This is a genomic window from Methylobacterium sp. Leaf102 (assembly GCF_001422425.1).
GTDB lineage: Bacteria > Pseudomonadota > Alphaproteobacteria > Rhizobiales > Beijerinckiaceae > Methylobacterium.
Map to the genome: position 1 here is coordinate 24601 of NZ_LMMX01000005.1, position 16087 is coordinate 40687.

Genomic DNA, 16087 nt, shown 5'->3' on the forward strand with positions numbered 1-16087 from the left:
ACATGCGCTGGGAAGATTTCCGTAGTTCGGACAACGTCGAGGACCGTCGCGGCGAAGGTGGCGGCGGGGGCGGCTTCCCGGGCGGCGGCGCCGGCGGACTCGGCATCGGAACCATTGTCATCCTGTGCATCATCGGCTGGGTCACGGGCATCAATCCGGCGGTCCTCATCGGCGGGGCCGAGCAGATGACCGGGGGCGGGCGGCCGCGGCAGGAGCAGGTCGACCCTCAGACGCAGGCGCAGCGCAAGACCAAGCCAACGGACGAGAGCGGGCGCTTCGCCGCCGCGATCCTCGGCAACACCGAGGATGTCTGGCGGGAGATCCTTCCCAATCAGACCGGCAAGCAGTACCGGCCGACCGGCATGGTGCTGTACACCGGTGGCACCCGCAGCGGCTGCGGCTCGGCCCAGGCCGCCATGGGGCCGTTCTACTGCCCGCTCGACAAGAAGGTTTATCTCGACACGTCCTTCTTCAAGGAAATGGAGCAGAAGTTCGGCGTGAAGGGCGACTTCGCCTACGCCTACGTCATCGCTCACGAGGTCGGGCACCACGTCCAGGACGAGCTCGGCATCCTCGGCAAGGTCCAGGGCCGCCAGCAGGCCGCATCGAGCAAGGTCGAGTCGAACCAACTCTCCGTGCGTGTCGAGCTCATGGCCGATTGTCTCGCCGGCGTCTGGGCCAAGAATTCCAACGACAAGTACAATTCCCTGGAGCCGGGCGACATCGAGGAAGCGATGAACGCCGCCAGCGCCATCGGCGACGACAGGCTGCAGAAGCAGTCGCAGGGCTACGCTGTGCCGGACTCGTTCACACACGGATCGTCGGCGCAGCGCCAGCGCTGGTTCATGACCGGCTACAAGAGCGGCCAGACCAAATCCTGCGATACGTTCCGGGCCGCCCGGAACTGAGTGCCTTCGGAGGTCACGAACGTCATGGTCGCATCCGACAAGACCCGCAGCTTCGTGCCCCTCGCCATCGCGGTGCTCACCGTATCGGACACGCGTTCCCTGGAAGAGGATCGCTCCGGCGACGTGCTGCGCGACCGTCTCACCGCGGCCGGTCACACCCTCGCGGCCCGTGCCGTGGTACCGGATGAGGTCGAACGGATCCGCGGGCAGGTCGATGCCTGGTCACGGGATCCGGCGGTGGACGTGATCCTCACTACGGGCGGGACGGGCTTCACCGGGCGCGACGTGACGCCGGAGGCCATCGAGCCGCTGTTCGAGAAACGGATGGACGGATTCTCGGCGGTGTTCCACCGGATCTCGTACGACAAGATCGGCACCTCGACCCTCCAGTCGCGGGCGACGGCGGGCGTCGTGAACGCCACTTACGTGTTCGTGCTGCCGGGCTCGCCCGGCGCATGCCGGGATGCCTGGGACGGCATCCTGGCCGCCCAACTCGATTACCGGCACCGGCCCTGCAACTTCGTCGAGATCATGCCGAGGCTGGACGAACATCTCCGGCGCGGAGCATCCATCACGGTCTGAGACGGGGCCTTAAGGAAGGGCGTGCATGGAGATGCACGCCCTTCCGCGTTTTCAGGCTGCTTTGCGGGCGGCCGCGTCGCCGTAGAACGTCCCGCCCCGCTCGGCCATGGCGAGGAGATTGTGCGGCACGGCGAAGCGTGGTCCGTGCTTGGCCTCCAGCCCCTGCGCCAGGGCCACGAAGGCCTTGGCGCCCATGAAATCGATGTACGACAGGGCGCCGCCGGTGAACGGGGCGAAACCGAAGCCGAGGATCGAGCCGACATCGGCCTCGCGCGGATCGGTGACGACGCCTTCGCCGACGGTGCGGGCCGCCTCCAACGCCTGGACCACGAGGAGGCGCTGCTTCAGTTCCGTGAAGTCGACGGCCTCCGCATCGACATGGGTCGCCTGTAGATCCTTGAGGCCGGGCCACAGGCGCTTCGGTGCTCCGTCCGGATAATCGTAGAAGCCACGCTTGTTCTTGCGCCCGAGGCGGCCCTCGCCCTCGACCAAGGTGGTGAGGAGCGCCTTCTGCGCCGGATCGATGGACCCGGCGCCGAGTTGCGCCTCCGTCGCCTTGACGATCTTCAAGGCCAGATCGACCGCCACCTCGTCCGTGAGCGACAGCGGTCCGACCGGCATCCCGGCCTGCCGTCCGGCATTCTCGATCATCGCCGCCGGGATACCCTCGTTGAGCATGGTGTGGCCTTCGAGGAGGTAGGCCCCGACGCAGCGGTTGGCGAAGAACCCGCGCGCATCGTTGACGACGATGGGGGTCTTCTTGATGGCGCGGACGAAATCGATGGCCGTGGCGAGGGCCGTGTCGCCGGTCTGGTCGCCCTTGATGATCTCGACGAGCATCATCTTTTCCACCGGCGAGAAGAAGTGGATGCCGACGAAGTTCTCCGGCCGCGCGGACGTCTTCGCGAGGCCGGTGATCGGCAACGTCGAGGTGTTGGAGGCGAAGATGGCGTCGGGACGGATCGCAGCTTCGACCCTGCCGATGACCTCCGCCTTCACCGCCGGATCCTCGAAGACCGCTTCGATGACGAGGTCGCACTCGGACAGGGCAGCGTAGTCCGCACTCGTCGTGATGCGCGCGAGGAGCGCGTCGCGGTCTGCCGTCTTGGCCCGGCCCTTGTTGATCTGGTCGGTGACGAGCTTATGGGCGTAGGCCTTGCCCTTCTCGGCCGCCTCCGTGGACTGATCGACCAGCACCACGTCGAGGCCGGCATTGGCCGAGACGTAGGCGACGCCCGCCCCCATGAAGCCGGCGCCGACGACGCCGATCCGCTTCACCGCGGTCGGGGCGACATCCTTCGGCCGACGAGCCCCCTTGTTCAACTCGCCCATGGATAGGAACAGGGTGCGGATCATCGCCGCCGCTTCCGTGGACCGCAGGATCTTGGCGAAGTATCGGCTCTCGACCCGCAGGGCCAAGTCCATGGGCAGTTGCAGTCCCTCGTAGACCGCGCCCAGGATCGCCTTGGCCGCGGGATAATTGTCGTGGGTCTCGCGACGGTAGATGGCATTGGCGGGCGGCCAGGTCATCATTCCGGCGGGCGAGTACACCTTGCCGGACGGCGCCTTGAACTTCGGCACGTCCCACGGAGCCACCGCCGAGCCGCCGCCGAGGATCCAGGCCTTGGCCTTCGCCACGATCTCGTCCTTGCCCGCGACCTCGTGGACGAGGCCCATGTTGCGAGCCATGAGCGGCCGGATCTGCTCGCCCTTGAACAGCATCTGCAGGGCATCGCCCGTCTGCATCAGGCGGGGCACGCGCTGGGTGCCGCCGGCGCCCGGGAACAGGCCGACCTTGATCTCCGGCAAGCCGACGCGGGTCTTCGGATCATCCGACAGGACGCGGTGATGGCAGGACAGCGCGAGTTCGAAGGCACCACCGAGGCAGATGCCGCTGACCGCCGCCGCGAAGGGCTTGCCGCAGGTCTCCAATTTGCGAAACAGCAGGGTGAGCTTTCGCGACTCCTCGAAGAAGTGCCGCATGGCTTCTTCCTCGCCGCGCTCGGCCTTGAGCGCTTCGAAGGCGCGGCCGAGCCCTTGAAGCATGGTGAGATCGGCGCCACCGGAGAAGTTGTCCTTCCCCGAAGTCATGACGCAGCCCTTGATGGCGGGATCCGCCACCACCGCGTCGATGACAGCGTGCAGGTCGTCCATCACCGCATTCGTAAAGACGTTCATCGAGCGGCCAGGCATGTCCCACGTCGCCAGCGCAACACCGTCGGCATCGGTCTCGAAACGGAAATTGGTGAGATCCATGGCTGATCCTCGGGTTTGGGGTGGCCTCGGGCTGGCTGCCTTAAGCCAAAATCAAAACTTATGGGTGCAGTCGGGTGGAGTAGGGGCCCATGCGAACCTTCAAGGGATCACGATGACAGGACGGATCGGCTGCCAGGGTTGCCGCGAGGGCGCCGAGCTCGATTTCACCTTCACCATGGCGTTCCAGCCGATTCTCGACATCGAGACGGAGCGCGTCTGGGGCTACGAGGCGCTCGTTCGCGGCACCGGCGGTGAATCCGCCGGTTCCATTCTGGCCCGCGTGACCCCGGAGACGGTCTACCGCTTCGACCAGGCGGCACGGGTCAAGGCGATCGAGTTGGCGGGGCGCCTGTTCCCCGCAGACGACCGGACCAAGCTGTCCATCAACTTCATGCCGAACGCGGTCTATGAACCGGCAGCCTGCATCCGCTCGTCCCTGGAGGCCGCACGCCGGGCCGGGTTCGCCCATGATCGGATCATGTTCGAGTTCACGGAGAACGAGAAGTTCCGCGATACGGCCCATGTCACCCGCATCGTCGCCGAGTACCGCAAGCAGGGCTTCCTCACGGCGCTCGACGATTTCGGCGCGGGCTTCGCCGGCCTGAGCCTGCTGGCCAACTTCCAGCCTGACCTCATCAAAATCGACATGGATCTGTTGCGCGGCATCGATACCGATCACCGTCGACAGATCATCGTCGGCGGCCTCATCGGGATCGCCCGGGGCCTCGGCTTGGCCGTGATCGCCGAGGGTATCGAGACGGAAGCCGAGTTCGCGACCCTCCGGGGCCTCGGCGCGACGCTGTTCCAGGGCTACCACTTCGCGCGGCCGCATCTCGAACACCTCCCGGCCGTGGCCGGTTTCCCGACCCACGTTGCGTTCGCCCAAGAACTTGCGTTCGCCCAAGAACTTGCGTTCGCCCAAGACATGGTCGCCTGAGCCGCCCGACCGGATTGGGCGAACCCGATCCGGTCCGCCCGGGTGGCGTGGGGTCTCGGTCATGGGCGAGGCCGACACGGGTGCGGGCGTGTCCTAGCGTGCCGGCATCGGCAGGGGCGGCGCGCCGGCCTTGCTGTCCCCCGCCTGCGCGATGGCGAGCATGTTGAGGAGCTTCGTCACCGAGGCCTGCGAAATCGCCGTGACGCTCGACGCCGGGTCGGCGTTGACCGCCTGGAACTTCTGGTAGGTCTTGTCGTCGTAGATGCCGCTGAGGTGCTTGAGTTCATCCAGGGTGAACTTCTCGGCGTAGGCCTTCGACAAACCCTCGATCATCACCTCGCGCTGCTTGTCGAACTCGGCGCGCACTTCCTTGCGCACGGCCTCGGCCTTGTCCTCGGGCATCGACGCGACGGTCTTCTCGAGGGCGCCGGTGAACCCGGTCTCGAGGTTCTTGATCAGGGTCTTCTGGACCAGATCCTTGGCCACCCCGACGCGGTCGGAGGCATCGTCCGCGCGGGCACTGAGCGGCAGGCACAGGGCGGTGGTCAGGCACAGGGTGGCGAGCAGGCGCGTCATCGTGGCGTTTCTCCCGATTGTTCTAGGCTTGCGCGCCATCGCGAAGAACGCGACGGGCGCCGCCGTCTACCAGTGTTTCGAAGGGTTTGTCGCCCCGTGGCCGGGACCCGGCATCACACCCGTTCGATGATGGTCGCCGTGCCCATGCCCGCGCCGATGCAGAGCGTGACGAGGGCGCGCTCCTTCCCGGTGCGCTCCAGCTCGTCGAGGACGGTCCCGAGGATCATCGCCCCGGTGGCACCGAGCGGATGCCCCATGGCGATGGCGCCGCCGCAGACGTTGACCCGCGCCGGATCGAGGTCGAACGCCTGCTGAAAGCGAAGCACGACGGCGGCGAAGGCCTCGTTGACCTCGAACAGGTCGATGTCCGACAGGCTCAGGCCCGACCGCGCCAGCACCTTGCGGGTGACGTCGACGGGGCCGGTGAGCATCAGGGCCGGGTCGGAGCCGATATTGGCGAAGGCACGGATCCGCGCCCGCGGCCTCAGGCCCGCAGCGTCGCCGGCCTCGCGCGAACCGATGAGCACGGCGGCCGCTCCGTCGACGATGCCCGACGAGTTGCCGGCATGGTGGACGTGATCCACGGCCTCGACATCCGGGTGGGCGTCGATGGCGACCGCGTCGAAGCCGCCCATCTGACCCATCTGGACGAAGGACGCCTTGAGCTGTCCGAGCGACTGCATGTCGGTCGTGGGCCGCATGTGCTCATCGGTGGCGAGCAGGGTGATCCCGTTGATGTCGCGCACCGGCACGACGGCGTCGCCGAACCGACCCTCGGCCCACGATGCGGCCGAGCGCTTCTGCGACTCGACGGCGTAGGCATCGCATTCGGCGCGGGAGAACCCGTACTTCGTCGCGATGAGGTCGGCCGACACGCCCTGGGGCATGAACCAGGACTTGATGGCGATGGCGGGGTCCACGGGCCAGGCGCCGCCCGAGGCGCCGAGGCCGACGCGGCTCATGGATTCGACGCCGCCGCCGATGGTCATGTCGTGCTGGCCGGCCATCACCTGGGCCGCGGCGAAGTTCACAGCATCGAGGCCCGAGGCGCAGAAGCGATTGATCTGCACACCGGGAACGTGGGTGCCGTAATCGGCCACGAGGGCTGCGGCACGGGCGATGTCGCCGCCGGCCTCGCCGACGGGATCGACGCAGCCGAGGATCACGTCGTCGACGCGCCTGGTGTCGAGGCCGTTGCGATCCTTGAGGGCACGCAGCGTGATCTCGGCGAGGCGCAGGGCCGTCACCTCATGCAGCGCGCCATCGGGCTTGCCGCGACCGCGCGGGGTGCGGACGTGATCGTAGATATAGGCCTCGGGCATGCGCGCTTCCTTGTTTCCATCCTCCCTCCGCGGGGAGGGCGGCGAACGTCAGTGAGCCGGGCGAGGGGAGCGCGACATCTCCAGGGACGGCGCTCCCCCCAGCGACCCGGCCTTTCCAGCCGGGCCACCCTCTCCCGCAGAGAGGAGAGGCAACGGCGCCTTCTTAGAAAGCCTCGGCGTTCAGCGCCATGGTGGTTTCGGCGCCGGCCTTGATTCGAACGAGCCGCATGGCCGTCTCGGGCAGCATCCGCTCCATGTAGAACCGCCCGACGACGAGCTTGTCGGCCATGCGGCTGGTCGCCGCCTCGGCCTGCTTGGCCAGCGCCGCTTTGGCGATGCGCGCCCACATGTAGCCCATGGCGACGAGGCCGAGGAGGTGCATGTAGTCGGTGGCACCTGCTCCCGCATTGTCGGGCTTCGAGAACGCGTTCTGCATGAACCACATCGTTGCGCCCTGCAGGTCGTCGAGCCCGGCCTGGAGCGGCGCCGCGAAGGGTTTCATGCCCTCGTCCTCGCCGTGATCCTTGAGGAAGGTCTGGACCTCGGACAGGAAGCCCATCATGGCGCGGCCGCCATCCTTGGGAAGCTTGCGCCCGATGAGGTCCATGGCCTGGATGCCGTTGGCGCCCTCGTAGATCATGGCGATGCGGGCATCGCGCACGAATTGCGACATGCCCCATTCCTCGATGTAGCCGTGGCCGCCGAAGAGCTGCTGGGCCTCCACGGCATTGGCGAAGCCCCGATCGGTGAGCACGCCCTTCACCACCGGAGTCATCAGGCCCATGTGGTCCTCTGCGCGCTGCCGCTCGGCCGCGTCCTCGGAGCGGTGGCCGATATCGGCCTGGAGCGCGGTCCACAGCACGAGGGCGCGACCGGCCTCGTTGAAGGCCCGGATACCCATGAGGGTGCGGCGGACGTCGGGGTGGACGATGATCGGATCGGCCACCTTGTCGGGGGCCTTGGCACCGGTGAGGGACCGGCCCTGAAGCCGGTCTTTCGCGTAGGCCACGGCGTTCTGGTAGGCGACCTCGGATTGGCCGAGGCCTTGGACGCCGACGGCGAGGCGGGCCTCGTTCATCATCACGAACATGGCGTTGAGGCCGCGGTTCTCCTGGCCGACGAGCCAGCCCTTGGCGCCGTCGTAGTTCATCACGCAGGTCGAGTTGCCGTGGATGCCCATCTTGTGCTCGAGGGAGCCGCACGAGACCGGGTTGCGCTCACCCACCGAGCCGTCGGCGTTCACGAGGAATTTCGGCACCACGAAGAGCGAGATGCCCTTGGTGCCCGCCGGTGCGCCCTCGATGCGGGCGATGACGAGGTGCACGATGTTCTCGGACAGGTCGTGCTCGCCGGCCGAAATGAAGATCTTCGTGCCGGTGAGATTGAAGGAACCGTCGCCGTTCGGCACCGCCTTGGTCTTGAGGAGGCCCAGATCCGTGCCGCAATGGGGCTCGGTGAGGTTCATGGTACCGGTCCAAGCGCCCTCGACCATCTTGGGCAGGTACATCGCCTTCTGCGCGTCCGAACCGTGGACGAGCAGCGCCGCCATGGCACCCTGGGTCAGGCCCGGATACATGCCGAGCGCCAGGTTCGCGCCGGACACGAACTCCGAGATCGCCGTGTTGAGGGTATGGGGCAGGCCCTGTCCGCCGAACTCCTCCGGTACGGACAATCCCATCCAGCCGCCGGCCGCGTAGGTGTCGTAGCCGGCCTTGAACCCCTTCGGCGTGGTGACACCGGAATCGGCCTGGCGGGTACAGCCCTCGCGGTCGCCGACGGCGTTCAAGGGGGCGAACACCTCCTCGGCGAGCTTCGCCCCTTCGCCGAGGACGGCCTCGACCACGTCGGGCGAAGCATCGGAGAAGCCCCGGAGATTGCTGTAGCGTTGGAACCCGAGAACGTCGTTCAGAAGAAACAGAACGTCCTCGACCGGCGCCTTGTAGCTCGGCATCGCACAGCGTCCTTCCCTGGTCACGGCGACACGCGCATCCGACCGGATCGCGGTACCGCTCGATGGATGGTTCATATCTAAACCATCCTGAGGCGAGCGGAAAGAGGAAACGGTCGGGAAACCGAATGTCGAAGTCGGCCGCGGCGCGGCTTCGGAAGCGGCTTCGGTTAACCCGCTATTTACCAAGAAAGTTAAAGGTCGGGTTAGACGATCCGACGTGGACCCGCGCCATCATCCGCCGGGGGCCGGCGCCGCGCATCGAGACCGGACCTCGCCGCATCAGGTTAGACGATGACACGCTCCGCCCCCATCGATCTCGACGGCTTCGACCCGGACATCCTCGACGCCGCGCGCGATGTGGCCCGGCGGGCCGGCGTCCCCGTCGAGACCTGGATCGCCTCCATCGTCACCCCGGATGACGTGGCCGCGCCGCAACGCGACGCTTCTTCCGGAACGACCCGGGAAGCCCCCGCCACACCGCCCGGCGCGTCCCCCGCCAAAGCACCCCGACAGGGGACTGCGAAGTCGAGTCGCGAGAACCCGTCGAAGCCGGCACCGAAGACCGCGCCGCCGGCGCCACTCCCCGACGCAAAGCCGGCGCCCGGCGCCGAGGCCGCCGAAGCGGGCTCCGAGGCGCCCGCGACCGCAACGCCGACGCCCGACGCGACGGCGCAGGCGCTTGCGGAGATGATGCAGCGCCTCGATGCCATCGATCGACGGATCGCTCAGGAGCAGACGGCCACGCAGACGGCGGCCAGCCGCACCATCGCCGACCTCCAACGACGCGTGGCGGAACTCGGCGAGCAGGTCGTCGCGCCCCGTCCCATCGGTCGGCGCGGCCGTTCGGCCGCCCTCGAAGTTCGGGATGCGGTGAGCGAGATCCGCCAGCGCCAGCGCGAACTCGATACCGGCCCTGCCCCCATCGCCACGGTCATCGGTGAACTGCGCAGCGAGACCAGCCGCCTGCGCGCCTCCCTCGACGGCGTGGCGACGGGCCGTGAGGTCGGCGCCCTCGAGGAGGCGATGCACGCCCTCGCCACGGGCGTCGACGGCGCCCCGGCACAGGCCGACCTCTCCGCCGTCACGGCACCCCTCGATCGCATCCGTGCCGAGGTCGGCCGCTTGTGCGGCGACACGGCCCGTGAGGTGCAGACCCGCCTCGCCGCCGACCTCGAGACCCTCGGAGCGCGGGTCGATGCCGTCCTGAGCAACGGCCCGGACGCCTTCGCCGATCGCGAGGCCCTCGACGAACTCTTTCGTGAACTCCACGACATCCGCACCGCAATCGCGGGGCTCGCCGCGCCCGAGCGCATCGAGACCCTGGCCTCCGGCGTCGCTGCGATCAGCGCCGAGATCGCCCGCCTCCAGACCGGCGTCGGGGCCGATTCGGGCGTGGCCTCACTGCGTCCTCTGCTGGAGGAGATCCGGTCGGGGTTGAACCGTCCCGTACCGGGCGGCCTCGAAGACCGGATCGACGCCATGGCGGCGAAGCTCGACGCCCTGCGCGACGGCTCCGCCCTGAATGGCGGCCCGAACTCGAACGCGATCATCCATCGGATCGATGCGTTGTCGGCGAAGGTCGATGCCGTCCACGTCAACCCCGTCGGCGACCTCATCGAGCGTCTCGAAGGCCTCGGCGCGACCCTGCGCCGGCCCGTGTTGCCGGACGGCGACCTGGCGGCCATCCACGGTATGCTGCACGACCTTTCCGTGAAGGTCGACCGCATGGGGACGTCGGACACCGTCTCGGCGGAGGGGCTCGATTCCCTCGAGCATCAGGTCCTGGCGCTCGCCGCCCGTATCGACACCCGCGACAGCGACCCGGCCCTCGCCGGTTTGGAACGCACCATGGGTGACCTGCTGGCTCAGGTCTCCGCCCTGCGCGAGGAAGCGCCGCTGATCGAGCGGACCGGCCGCCACGGATCCGTCGAGACCCAGACGGATGGGAACGACCTCGTTCGCCTCCAGGCCGGCCTCGCCGACCTGCGCGACCAGCAATTCGCGTCCGAGCAGCGCCTGCAATCGACCCTGGTCGGAGTCCACTCGATCCTCGAACGCCTTGCCGGACGGGTCGGATCGACCGAATCCGGACCGATGTCGTCCGAGACGCAAACACCGGCCGAGCGTCTCCTCGGCACCGGTGGCATGCCCCCGACCAAGTCTGCGGCCAGATTCGCCGGCAAGCCGATCGCGCGAGCGAGCGCCCGCACGACGGAACGTCCCATCGCCGACGCCGTTCTGGGCGACCTTCCCCTGGAGCCCGGGGCCCGGCGGCCCGGACGCGACCCGATCACCGAGGACGCGGAGCCCAACGCGTCCGCCGCCCTCGACGGCGACATCAAGTCCAGCTTCATCGCCGCCGCTCGTCGCGCCGCTCAGGTGGCGCAGGCGGAGGCATCCGGTGCCGTGCAGGCGCCCCGTGCCCGGCACGGCTCCGATGCGTCCTCCTCGAGCGAGGCGGTCGCGTCGGCTCCGGTGAACGCCCGGTTCGCCCGCCTGCGCGCTGAACTCGATCGCCGCCGCAAGCCCCTGCTTCTCGGGCTCGCCGCCATCATCCTCGCCCTCGGTGCGCTTCAGGCCATCGGAACCCGAGGCCCGGCCCGCGAGACCGTCGCCGCATCGGCGGAGGCCCCGAGGACCGAAACACCCGCGGGCGCAGCCTCCGGCCTCCCGGACCCGGTCACCACCCAGTCACTCGCCGATTCGGCCTCGCTCAAGGAAGAGGTGGCCAAAGCCGACGCCACGAAGACGGATTCGGCGAAGACCGACCCCGCCCGGGTCGATGGTGCCAAGGCCGAAACCGTCCGATCGGGCACGAACCGGATCGTCCCGCAGGTGACTGCGATGGCGGCCCTGTCGCCCGATCTCACCGCCGTTCCGGCAAACTTGGCCTCCCTGCGTCAGGCCGCCATCGAGGGTGATGGCACGGCCGTCTACGACCTCGCCGCGCGCTTTGCCGACGGGCGCGGCGTGACGCGCGACCTCGCCCTGTCGCACAAGCTCTACGACAGGCTCGCGCAGGCCGGCTACGCGCCGGCCCAGTACAAGCTCGGCGGGCTCCATGAGAAGGGACTCGGCGTGCCCCGCGACCTCGCCCAGGCCAAAGTCTGGTACGGACGCGCGGCGGAGCAGGGCAATGCAAGGGCGATGCACAACCTCGCGGTGATCCATGCGGAGACACCGACGGCCTCGGGCAAGCCGGACTACACCACGGCGGGGCAATGGTTCCGGCGCGCGGCCGAGTACGGCCTGCGCGACAGCCAGTACAATCTCGCGGTGCTCTACGCCCGCGGCCTCGGCGTGCAACAGGACCTCCAGCAATCTTTCCTGTGGTTCTCCGCTGCCGGTGCGCAGGGTGATGCCGACGCGGCCAAGAAGCGTGACGACGTGGCGGCCAAACTCGAACCGAAGGACCTCGCCACGGCGCGGGCCCTCGTCGCCGCGTTCAAGGCCAAGGTGCCCGATCCGGCCACCAACGAGGCCCCCACGGCTTCAGCTGCGCCTCGGACGATGACCCTGCTCGGGGCGACGCCCCCGGCTCCGGTCACCCCGCCGCGACGCAGCTGAGAATTGTCACAACGCGTCCATCCTGTCGCGCGTGCGGGTATCTGCCGCCTTTCCTCGGGCGCCCCGAGGCGTTTGGATGGCGGATGCTTTCTCGCGGACGGCGGGGGCCGGCCCGAATGGGATTCACGGATGACGGGAGGGCCGAGGGTGCGGGTGACGACGGTGCCACCGGCGGCGGTGATCCTCGGGATCGCCGGCCTGATCCCGTTCCTCGGCTTCGCGTTTCTCTCCGTCAGCGGTGGCAATGCGGGCCTGAGCACCATCGGCCTCGATCCGCGCATGGTGTTGTCCACCTACGGGGCGGTGATCGCTTCGTTCCTCGGTGGAATCCGCTGGGGCGCCGCTGCGGCACGCGGCGGTGGCGGGGCCGATTACGCCATCGCCATCGTGCCGTCCCTCCTGGCCTGGGCGGCCTTGGCCATGCCGGCCCCATGGGACTTGCGGACGCTCGGCTGCCTCGTCCTGGCCTGGGGCTTCATCGATCAGGATCTTCCACGCCGCGGCCTCGTGCCCGTGTGGCTGGGCCGTCTCCGGCTCGTCCTGTCGGTCGTGGCCGGGGCGTCCCTCCTCGTCGCGGCGTAGAACTCCGGCGTGAGAGCTTGTCGTCGGCTTCCGCGAGAGCCGATCGGAGAAAGGGTGCCTCGCGTACCCTGACGATCAGTCCTTCGCCAGCATAGACTTCCCGATGGCGAAGACCCGCCCATCCCCCAGGAGATGCGCGGTGAAGCCCGCCGGAAACAGCGGCTCGAACACCGGATTGCGCACGTTGAGACCCCCCGCATAGGCGCCGAAGGCCGGCATGATGAGGCGGCGACCGTCGGTGACGAAGCAGCGGCGACGCACGGCCCGACCCCGCATGGCGACCTTGCCGCACGGATGCAGGTGACCGGACACCTCGCCGTCCACCGCGTCGGGGGTCGGCTCGTGGCGGAGCGTGAGGCCGCCGAGCGTCAGGATCTCGGCGTAGCGCCCGCCCACCCCCTCGGTCACGGCGTGATCGTGGTTGCCGGCGATCCAGACCCAGTCGCGCCCCTCCTGCAGGGCCGCCACCATGGCGCGGTCGCCCGGCTCCATGCGATCCGGCCCGCGCGCATCGTGAAACGAATCGCCCAGAGCCACGACGCGGGCCGGGTCGAGGCGGGCCACCACCTCGTGTAGACAGGCCAGGGTCTCGCGGGTGTCGTAGGGCGGCAGGAACTGGCCCGAGCGCGCCGCGAACGCCGAGCCCTTCTCCAAGTGGAGATCGGAGACGATGAGGGTGCCGTGGGCGGCCAGCCACAGGCCGCCGCACAGGTCGAGGGTGAGGTGTTCGCCGGCAAGCGTCAGGCCGGGGGCCTTCGTGGTCTTCTCGAGTCGTGCGCCGAGCGCCAAAACCGCATCCTCGTCATCGGGTGAGCAGGGCGACACGTCAGCCGAGCGCCTCTTCGAGAAGCTGCGCCTCGGCCTCGGCCAGGATCTCGTCCGCGCCCTCGCCGTAGACCTTCTCCCGCCCGATCTCGAGCATGACGGAGACGGACAGGGGCGAGACGCGGTCCAAGGCCTTATGGACGATTCGCCCCTGGATGCGCCTCAACATCACACCGAGGCGCTTCACGTCGAGGAGTCCGGTTGCCGCATCCTGCCGCGCCGCGCGCAGGAGCAGGTGGTCGGGCTGGTGCTTGCGCAGGACGTCGTAGACCAGATCCGTGGACATGGTGACCTGGCGCCCGGTCTTGGCCTGCCCCGGATAACGGCGCTCGATGAGCCCCGCGATGACGGCGCATTGCCGGAATGTGCGCTTCATCATCGCCGATTCGTCGAGCCATGCCTCGAGATCGTCGCCGAGCATGTCCTCGGCGAATAAGGCTTCGAGGAAGTCCGACTCGGTGGCGATGCGCGCGCTGAGATCGCGGGTCATCCAGATGGCGATGCCGTAATCGTTGGCGGCGAAGCCCAGAGGCCGCATCCGTGCGCGCTCCAGGCGGCGGGTGAGGAGCATGCCGAGGGTCTGGTGCGCGAGCCGCCCCTCGAACGGAAACGCCGTGAGGTAGTAGCGCCCCGAGCGCGGAAACGTCTCGACCAGCAGGCCCGTCGGGCCGGGCAGCACCGAGCGGGTGCGCTGCTGGACGAGGTAGTCCGAGACCTGTTTCGGCAGGCGGTCCCACTCGAACGGATCGGCGATCATCGCCCGCACCCGCGCGGCGAGGAAGGTCGAGATCGGGAACTTGGCCCCGGCATAGGACGGGATCGCCGGGTCGGTGCCGGGTCCGGCACGGGTGGCGAGCGCCTCGTCCTCCGTGAGGCCTTCGAAGCGCAGGACCTCGCCGGCGAACAGGAAAGTGTCGCCGGGGGTCAGCGTATCGGCGAAATCCTCCTCGATCTCGCCGAGGACCCGCCCGCCGCGCGGCAGCACGGCGCCGGGGCGTGCCCGGTTCGCCCGGGCGAGGCGGACCTTCACCTTGGCCGACTCGACGATGGTGCCGACGTTCATCCGGTATTGCTGCGCCGTGCGGGCGTCGCGCACCCGCCACAACCCGTCGGGACCGCGCAGGATCTTGGCGAAGCGTTCGTAGGCCCGCAGCGCGTAGCCACCGGTGGCGACGTAATCGACCACCGCCTCGAAATCCTCCCAACTCAGGGTAGCGTAGGGGGCGGCCGAGACGATCTCGTCGTAAAGCCGGAGCGGGTCGAACGCGTCGGCACAGGCCATGCCGAGGATGTGCTGGGCGAGCACGTCCGGGGCGCCGAGGCGCGCATCCGGCGTGTCCTGCGCGGCGGCCTCGACGGCGTCCAGGGCCGCCTGGCATTCGAGGATCTCGAAGCGGTTGGCCGGCACGAGATAGGCCTTCGAGGGCTCGTCCATGCGGTGGTTGGCACGGCCGATGCGCTGCATGATCCGGCTCGCCCCCTTCGGCGCGCCGATGTTGACCACGAGATCGACGTCGCCCCAATCGATGCCGAGGTCGAGGGTCGCGGTACAGACGATGGCGCGCAACTGGCCCGCCGCCATGGCGGCTTCGACCCGGCGGCGCTGGGTGGCGTCGAGGGAGCCGTGATGCAGCGCGATCGGATACGACTCCTCGTTGATCCGCCAGAGTTCCTGGAAGGTGTACTCGGCCTGGAGCCGGGTGTTGACGAAGACCAGCACCGTGCGGTGACGACCGATGAGATCGTAGATCGCCGGCATCGCCTGCCAGGCGGTGTGACCGGCGAGCGGGAGCGTGAGCCCGGTGTCGAGCATGTGAAGGTCGGGCGCCGCGCCGCCCCGTACGACGACGAGGTCGGCCATGGGAGGCTCGGGCACGCCGGCTTCGTCAGCACCACCGTGCTCCCGCTCCTGGAGGGAGAGGGTTGGGGACCCGCGCTCGTCCGCCGAGGCGTGGCGCTGCGGCACGAGATACCGCCGCAGATCGTCCGGCTCCCGTACGGTGGCGGAGAGGCCTATCGCCGTCAGGCCCGGGCTGAGCCGGTGCAGCCGCGCCAAGGCCAGGGACAGGAGGTCGCCGCGCTTCGACGTCACCAGGGCGTGCAACTCGTCGAGCACGACGCAGGACAGATTGGAGAAGAGTTCGGACGCCTCGCGGTGAGCGATGAGGAGCGCAAGCTGTTCGGGCGTGGTCAGCAGGATGTCGGGCGGTCGCTCGACCTGCCGGGTGCGCTTATGGGACGGCGTGTCGCCCGTGCGGGTCTCGACACTGATCGACAGGCCCATCTCGGCAATCGGTGCTTCGAGGTTGCGGGCGATGTCGACGGCGAGCGCCTTCAGGGGCGAGATGTAGAGGGTGTGCAGGCCTCGTGATTTCTTTGCCGGCGGACGTTCCGCCAGCGCCGTGAGGCTCGGCAGGAAGCCCGCAAGGGTCTTGCCGGCGCCCGTGGGGGCGACCAGCAAGGCGGAGCGACCCGCGCGCACGATGGCGAGAAGGTCGAGCTGGTGCGGGCGGGGTGTCCAGCCCCGCGCGGTGAACCAATCCGCGAACCGGTCGGGCAGGACCTCGGGCAGCGCACGGTG

General features: G+C 68.8%; 11 protein-coding genes. 5 read left to right on the top strand and 6 right to left on the bottom strand.

Annotated elements, in window-relative coordinates:
• Nucleotides 1-2: 2 nt before the first annotated feature.
• Nucleotides 3-908 (top strand): neutral zinc metallopeptidase, encoded by a 906-nt coding sequence (locus ASF27_RS05855; RefSeq protein ID WP_056167429.1) that lies wholly within the window; start codon nucleotides 3-5, stop codon nucleotides 906-908.
• A gap of 24 nt (nucleotides 909-932) precedes the next feature.
• Nucleotides 933-1490: a molybdenum cofactor biosynthesis protein B gene (moaB, locus tag ASF27_RS05860; protein WP_056358610.1), complete on the top strand. Its 558-nt coding sequence runs from the start codon at nucleotides 933-935 to the stop codon at nucleotides 1488-1490.
• 51 nt (nucleotides 1491-1541) lie between these two features.
• On the opposite strand, the gene ASF27_RS05865 is transcribed toward moaB, so the two are convergent.
• Nucleotides 1542-3746 carry a 3-hydroxyacyl-CoA dehydrogenase NAD-binding domain-containing protein gene (locus ASF27_RS05865; protein WP_056358500.1) on the bottom strand — a complete coding sequence of 735 codons (2205 nt, stop codon included), beginning with the start codon at nucleotides 3744-3746 and terminating at the stop codon, nucleotides 1542-1544.
• Nucleotides 3747-3858: 112 nt separating this feature from the next.
• On the opposite strand from ASF27_RS05865, the gene ASF27_RS05870 reads away from it, so the two are divergent.
• Nucleotides 3859-4683 (top strand): EAL domain-containing protein, encoded by an 825-nt coding sequence (locus tag ASF27_RS05870; protein ID WP_056358503.1) that lies wholly within the window; start codon nucleotides 3859-3861, stop codon nucleotides 4681-4683.
• Nucleotides 4684-4776: 93 nt separating this feature from the next.
• Here ASF27_RS05870 and ASF27_RS05875 read toward each other — a convergent pair whose 3' ends face one another.
• The 3 genes from ASF27_RS05875 to ASF27_RS05885 form a co-directional block, all read right to left on the bottom strand.
• A complete protein-coding gene (locus ASF27_RS05875) occupies nucleotides 4777-5259 on the bottom strand; it encodes a hypothetical protein (protein WP_056167438.1) in 483 nt (160 codons plus the stop codon).
• A gap of 113 nt (nucleotides 5260-5372) precedes the next feature.
• On the bottom strand, nucleotides 5373-6581 hold the full coding sequence (locus ASF27_RS05880) for an acetyl-CoA C-acetyltransferase (protein ID WP_056358505.1): 1209 nt from the start codon (nucleotides 6579-6581) through the stop codon (nucleotides 5373-5375).
• Nucleotides 6582-6744: 163 nt separating this feature from the next.
• Entirely contained in the window at nucleotides 6745-8532 is a 1788-nt protein-coding gene (locus tag ASF27_RS05885) for an acyl-CoA dehydrogenase C-terminal domain-containing protein (protein ID WP_056358507.1), read from the bottom strand.
• Nucleotides 8533-8823: 291 nt separating this feature from the next.
• On the opposite strand from ASF27_RS05885, the gene ASF27_RS05890 reads away from it, so the two are divergent.
• Complete coding sequence (locus ASF27_RS05890) at nucleotides 8824-12099, top strand: SEL1-like repeat protein (RefSeq protein ID WP_056358510.1); 3276 nt, start codon at nucleotides 8824-8826, stop codon at nucleotides 12097-12099.
• A gap of 129 nt (nucleotides 12100-12228) precedes the next feature.
• Entirely contained in the window at nucleotides 12229-12681 is a 453-nt protein-coding gene (locus tag ASF27_RS05895) for a DUF3429 domain-containing protein (protein ID WP_056167449.1), read from the top strand.
• Between the two features lie 75 nt (nucleotides 12682-12756).
• Here ASF27_RS05895 and pdeM read toward each other — a convergent pair whose 3' ends face one another.
• Both pdeM and ASF27_RS05905 read right to left on the bottom strand, forming a co-directional pair.
• On the bottom strand, nucleotides 12757-13470 hold the full coding sequence (gene pdeM / locus ASF27_RS05900) for a ligase-associated DNA damage response endonuclease PdeM (protein WP_056167453.1): 714 nt from the start codon (nucleotides 13468-13470) through the stop codon (nucleotides 12757-12759).
• 37 nt (nucleotides 13471-13507) lie between these two features.
• Nucleotides 13508-16078, bottom strand: coding sequence for a ligase-associated DNA damage response DEXH box helicase (locus tag ASF27_RS05905; protein WP_056303918.1), 2571 nt, complete (start codon nucleotides 16076-16078; stop codon nucleotides 13508-13510).
• Between the last annotated feature and the right edge of the window lie 9 nt (nucleotides 16079-16087).

What these genes read in the sequence shown, in the direction of transcription:
- ASF27_RS05855 (WP_056167429.1), top strand. Translation starts at nt 3, where the DNA reads ATGCGCTGGGAAGATTTCCGTAGTTCGGACAACGTCGAGGACCGTCGC.
- moaB (WP_056358610.1), top strand. Translation starts at nt 933, where the DNA reads ATGGTCGCATCCGACAAGACCCGCAGCTTCGTGCCCCTCGCCATCGCG.
- ASF27_RS05865 (WP_056358500.1), bottom strand. Translation starts at nt 3,746, where the DNA reads ATGGATCTCACCAATTTCCGTTTCGAGACCGATGCCGACGGTGTTGCG.
- ASF27_RS05870 (WP_056358503.1), top strand. Translation starts at nt 3,859, where the DNA reads ATGACAGGACGGATCGGCTGCCAGGGTTGCCGCGAGGGCGCCGAGCTC.
- ASF27_RS05875 (WP_056167438.1), bottom strand. Translation starts at nt 5,259, where the DNA reads ATGACGCGCCTGCTCGCCACCCTGTGCCTGACCACCGCCCTGTGCCTG.
- ASF27_RS05880 (WP_056358505.1), bottom strand. Translation starts at nt 6,581, where the DNA reads ATGCCCGAGGCCTATATCTACGATCACGTCCGCACCCCGCGCGGTCGC.
- ASF27_RS05885 (WP_056358507.1), bottom strand. Translation starts at nt 8,532, where the DNA reads ATGCCGAGCTACAAGGCGCCGGTCGAGGACGTTCTGTTTCTTCTGAAC.
- ASF27_RS05890 (WP_056358510.1), top strand. Translation starts at nt 8,824, where the DNA reads ATGACACGCTCCGCCCCCATCGATCTCGACGGCTTCGACCCGGACATC.
- ASF27_RS05895 (WP_056167449.1), top strand. Translation starts at nt 12,229, where the DNA reads ATGACGGGAGGGCCGAGGGTGCGGGTGACGACGGTGCCACCGGCGGCG.